This window comes from Dactylosporangium sp. NPDC049525 (genome assembly GCF_040676755.1).
GTDB lineage: Bacteria > Actinomycetota > Actinomycetes > Mycobacteriales > Micromonosporaceae > Dactylosporangium.
In genome coordinates this window covers 1-3,581 of sequence record NZ_JBFAPO010000141.1, presented here as the reverse complement: position 1 = coordinate 3,581, position 3,581 = coordinate 1, and the positions used below count along the sequence as shown (strand labels likewise).

Genomic DNA, 3,581 nt, shown 5'->3' with positions numbered 1-3,581 from the left:
GCATGATCTCGGTCGAGCCCTCGAAGATGCGGTTGATCCGCAGGTCGCGGAGGATCTGCTCGGCGGGGATCGGGCGTTCGCCGCGGGCGGCGAGGATCGCAGTACACCGTGCACCAGGCGATCAGATCGGCCGCGGCGGCCCGGCGCGGATCGAAGCTCTCGACGCTCACCTGTGCACTGTGACAGCTTCCGAACGACTGCGGGACAGTGCCGCGGACAGCAGCGCGACCGCCGGCGCGGTCAGCAGCGCGCACGCCAGCAGGGCCCGGCCGACGGAGAACCGCTGGCCGACCCAGCCGACCGGCGGGCCGCCCGCGATCTCGCCGAGCGCCCCGACCATCCCGACCGCGGACAGCACGGTGGCCCGGCTGGCCGGCGCCGTCCGGGTGATCAGCCACGTCGTCCACAGTGGATCGGCGGCGGACCGCAGCACCCCGATGAGCAGGAACGCGGCCGCGGCCGCCACGAACCGGCCGGTGAGCGCGAACCCGGCGATCGCCGCGACCTGCACCGCCTGCAGCCCGACCAGGAGCCGGCCGAGCCGCTCCAGCGGCAGCCCGGCCGTGCGGCGGCGCAGCAGTTCCGTCAGCGGGATCGCGAAGAGGGTCCCGGCCACCGCGAGGGCGCCGAGCCACACCACCGCGGACCCGGCCGGGGGAGCGGCCCGCAGCAGGTGGTCCTGGCTGAGCCGGTCGTAGCCCTCCCGGCCGAGCGCCACGAACAGCGTCGCCCCCGCCAGGGCCAGCTGATGAGGAGGAAAACGCCGTACTGGCGCACCCGGCGACTGTAGCCGTCCGGTGGTTCAACGTCCCTGGAGTTCCTGCTCCGAGCCGGCCTTGAAGAAGTCGCCGCCCTTGCGCTGCATGTCGTCGGTGCCCCAGGCGCGTTCCTCGGCGGTGACCTTCCGCAGCCGCGGGATGTGCTTGGCGCAGTGGATGTAGGCCTCCTCGACGTGCACGTTCACCCACCGCTCCGCCTTGCGGCCGGGGACCGTCTCCACCGGCAGGTCCGGGAACGCGCGGCGCATCTGCGGGTCCGGCACGATCGTGGCGTGGCCGTTGACGTGCAGGCCGATCACGTCGCGGAGGAAGTCGACGAAGATCAGGCCGACGTTCGGGTTCTCCAGGATGTTGCCGAGGCTGGCCATGACGCCGTTGCCGCGGTACTCCGGCCACGCGAGCCGGCCGGCGGCCAGGACCCGCACGAACCCCGGCGGCCCCGCCCGGAACGTGCAGTCGCAGTGGCCGAGCGCGCTCGAGGTGGCCAGGAACATCATCTCCTGCCGGCCGACGAAGTCGGTCATGTCGGCGTTGAGTTCGGGCAGCACCTGCTGCCGGTAGAAGCGGTCGGCCCGCTCGACCGTCCCGAACCGTTGTTGCAGCAGGTGCTCGCCCGCGGTTCCGGGCATGCTCGTGCCGGCCATCGTGTCCACCGCTGCCTCCAACGTCGACACTACGAATCCGCAGTCTCCCGACTCCGAAGGCCGGCGCGTCGCACCTGGTGTGCGACGTCGGTGCTCAGCCCTTCACGGTGAGCAGCGGGCGGAGCTCGGCGACCGGCATCGCCACGCCGGCCTCCTCAAGGCTGTGCACGACGGCCCCGACCTCCTTGTACGCCCACGGCGCCTCCTGCTTCAGGTCGCGCCGCCACGCCTCGATGATGTCGCGCCGGCCGGCGACCGCGGGGTCGCGGTGGTTGAGCGGGGTGACGACCCGGAACTCCGCCAGGAACGCGTCGAGCTCGGCGTCGCCGCCACGAGACGCGGAGCCCCGCGGGACGCTGCGGCCCGCGCCGTGGCAGGCGCTGTGCAGCGCGCGGGTGTTGCCCAGGCCGCGCAGCAGGTGGCTGGGCGCGCCCATCGAACCCGGCACGATGACCGGCTCGCCCCAGGCGTGCTCGTCGCCGGGGCCGCCGGCCGGGGTGGCGCCCTTGCGGTGCACGACGGTGCCGTCGGCGGAGGGCCACAGCAGGTTGTGCGGCGCGTCGTACACCAGCCGCGCGCCGACGTCACCGGCGACGGCGGCCAGCCCGGCCCGCAGCATCAGCGCCAGGAAGAACCGGTTGCCGATCGCGAAGTTCGCCGCATTGGCGAACGCGGTCAGGTAGCGCTCGCGGCGGGCCGCGCCGGCCTCGTCGAGCAGCATCGGCAGGATCCTGTTGCGGGGCGCCGGCACGCCCTTCGGCCACAGCGCCCGCGCCTGGTCCTGGCCGGTGGCGTTGGCCTGGTGCCCGAGGGACAGCGACCCGCTGTGCACCATCAGCACCACCCGCCCGGGCGCGAGCCCCCAGGCGTAGGCGGCCGCGCCGTCGTGGATCTGCGACACGTACTGCAGCTCCGCGAAGTGGTTGCCACCGCCGACGCTGCCGATGATGCTGTCGAAGCTGGTGCCGTCGCCACCGCCGGCGCCACCGCTGGTGATCCAGTCGCGGAAGCCCTCCGCGGACGCGGCCGGGTGCCCGGCGGTGTGCAGCCGCCCGTCGAGCCCTTCGAGGTCGTCGGCGGACACCTGCCCCCAGGCCCCGTCGTCGGTGCCGGGAACCCCGGCCGCCAGCAGTCCGGGCAGGCCGTCGCGGAGCAGACCCTCGCGGTGCTCCGCGGTGAGGCCGATGCGCCGGCCGCCCTCGAAGAACAGGTGCCGCAGGTGCCGCTCCAGCCGGTCGAGGTGCGGGCGGACCCGGTCGACGGTCAGGGAGGTCGCCTCGACCCGCATGCCGCAGTTGATGTCGTTGCCGACCGCCTGCGGGATGAGCGCGCCCGTGGTACGCAGCACGGTGCCGATCGGGATGCCGGCGCCCTTGTGGAAGTCGGGGGTGCACACGACCCGGTCGATGCGGGGCTCGACGGCAAGGCCCGGCGTCGCGGCCGCGAGGGTCCGCAGCGTCGCCTCGGTCTCCAGCACGGTGAGCAGCTCGTCGACGGCCGCGGACTCGATCGGCACGCCCGCCCCGGCGCAGATCTCCACCGGCACGCCGTGTGGGTTGGGCAGGGTGAGCCAGGAGTCGTCGGTGCGGATCAGGCGCGGGTCGGGTCGTTTGGTCGTCGACATGATCTGTCGAGGGTAGGGACGGCCGCCGCCCGCCGTCGACCGATTTGCCGGTGCGGGCCCGCGTTTCGATCTCCGCACGCATGGGCATCACTGGATCAGGTTGCAACGTCGAGTTGAGGAGGAGCAATGACCGTCACTGGGATCATCACCGCGCTGATCGTCGGTCTGATCGTTGGCGCGCTCGGGCGGCTCGTTGTCCCGGGCCGGCAGAGCATTCCGATCTGGCTGACCATGGTCATCGGTGTCGTCGCGGCGCTGCTGGGCACCGTCCTGGCGAACGCGATCGGCATCTCCACCGACACCCCGGGCGTCGACTGGGGCGAGCTCCTTGTCCAGGTGCTGCTCGCCGCCGTGGGTGTGGCGCTGGTGGTCGGCGTCTCCGGGCGTGGCCGCCGGGTCCTGTAACCCGCGAGACCCCGACGAACGCATCAGTGGTGGCCGGCCGGCGGCCGCCGGGCCCCCACGAGGGTTACCGCGCCCGGGACAAGCCGGCCGGTGGGGAACACCCGAGCGGAGGACCCCCCCGACGACCCC

Annotated in this window: 4 protein-coding genes; 1 reads left to right on the top strand and 3 read right to left on the bottom strand. The window is 73.4% G+C overall.

The window, feature by feature from the left end; translation table 11 throughout:
* Positions 1-166: 166 nt before the first annotated feature.
* From AB0K00_RS57580 to AB0K00_RS57570, 3 genes are all read right to left on the bottom strand, one after another.
* A complete protein-coding gene (locus AB0K00_RS57580) occupies positions 167-718 on the bottom strand; it encodes a hypothetical protein (RefSeq protein WP_363540169.1) in 552 nt (183 codons plus the stop codon).
* Positions 719-802: 84 nt separating this feature from the next.
* The gene (locus AB0K00_RS57575; protein ID WP_363540167.1) at positions 803-1,453 is read right to left on the bottom strand and encodes a pyridoxamine 5'-phosphate oxidase family protein; all 651 of its coding nucleotides are present in this window, start codon (positions 1,451-1,453) and stop codon (positions 803-805) included.
* A gap of 64 nt (positions 1,454-1,517) precedes the next feature.
* Complete coding sequence (locus AB0K00_RS57570; RefSeq protein WP_363540165.1) at positions 1,518-3,047, bottom strand: RtcB family protein; 1,530 nt, start codon at positions 3,045-3,047, stop codon at positions 1,518-1,520.
* Positions 3,048-3,173: 126 nt separating this feature from the next.
* Between AB0K00_RS57570 and AB0K00_RS57565 the strand changes: the two genes are divergently transcribed.
* Positions 3,174-3,452, top strand: coding sequence for a GlsB/YeaQ/YmgE family stress response membrane protein (locus AB0K00_RS57565; RefSeq protein ID WP_363540163.1), 279 nt, complete (start codon positions 3,174-3,176; stop codon positions 3,450-3,452).
* Positions 3,453-3,581 lie beyond the last annotated feature (129 nt).

What these genes read in the sequence shown, in the direction of transcription:
- AB0K00_RS57570 (WP_363540165.1), bottom strand. Translation starts at nt 3,047, where the DNA reads ATGTCGACGACCAAACGACCCGACCCGCGCCTGATCCGCACCGACGAC.
- AB0K00_RS57565 (WP_363540163.1), top strand. Translation starts at nt 3,174, where the DNA reads ATGACCGTCACTGGGATCATCACCGCGCTGATCGTCGGTCTGATCGTT.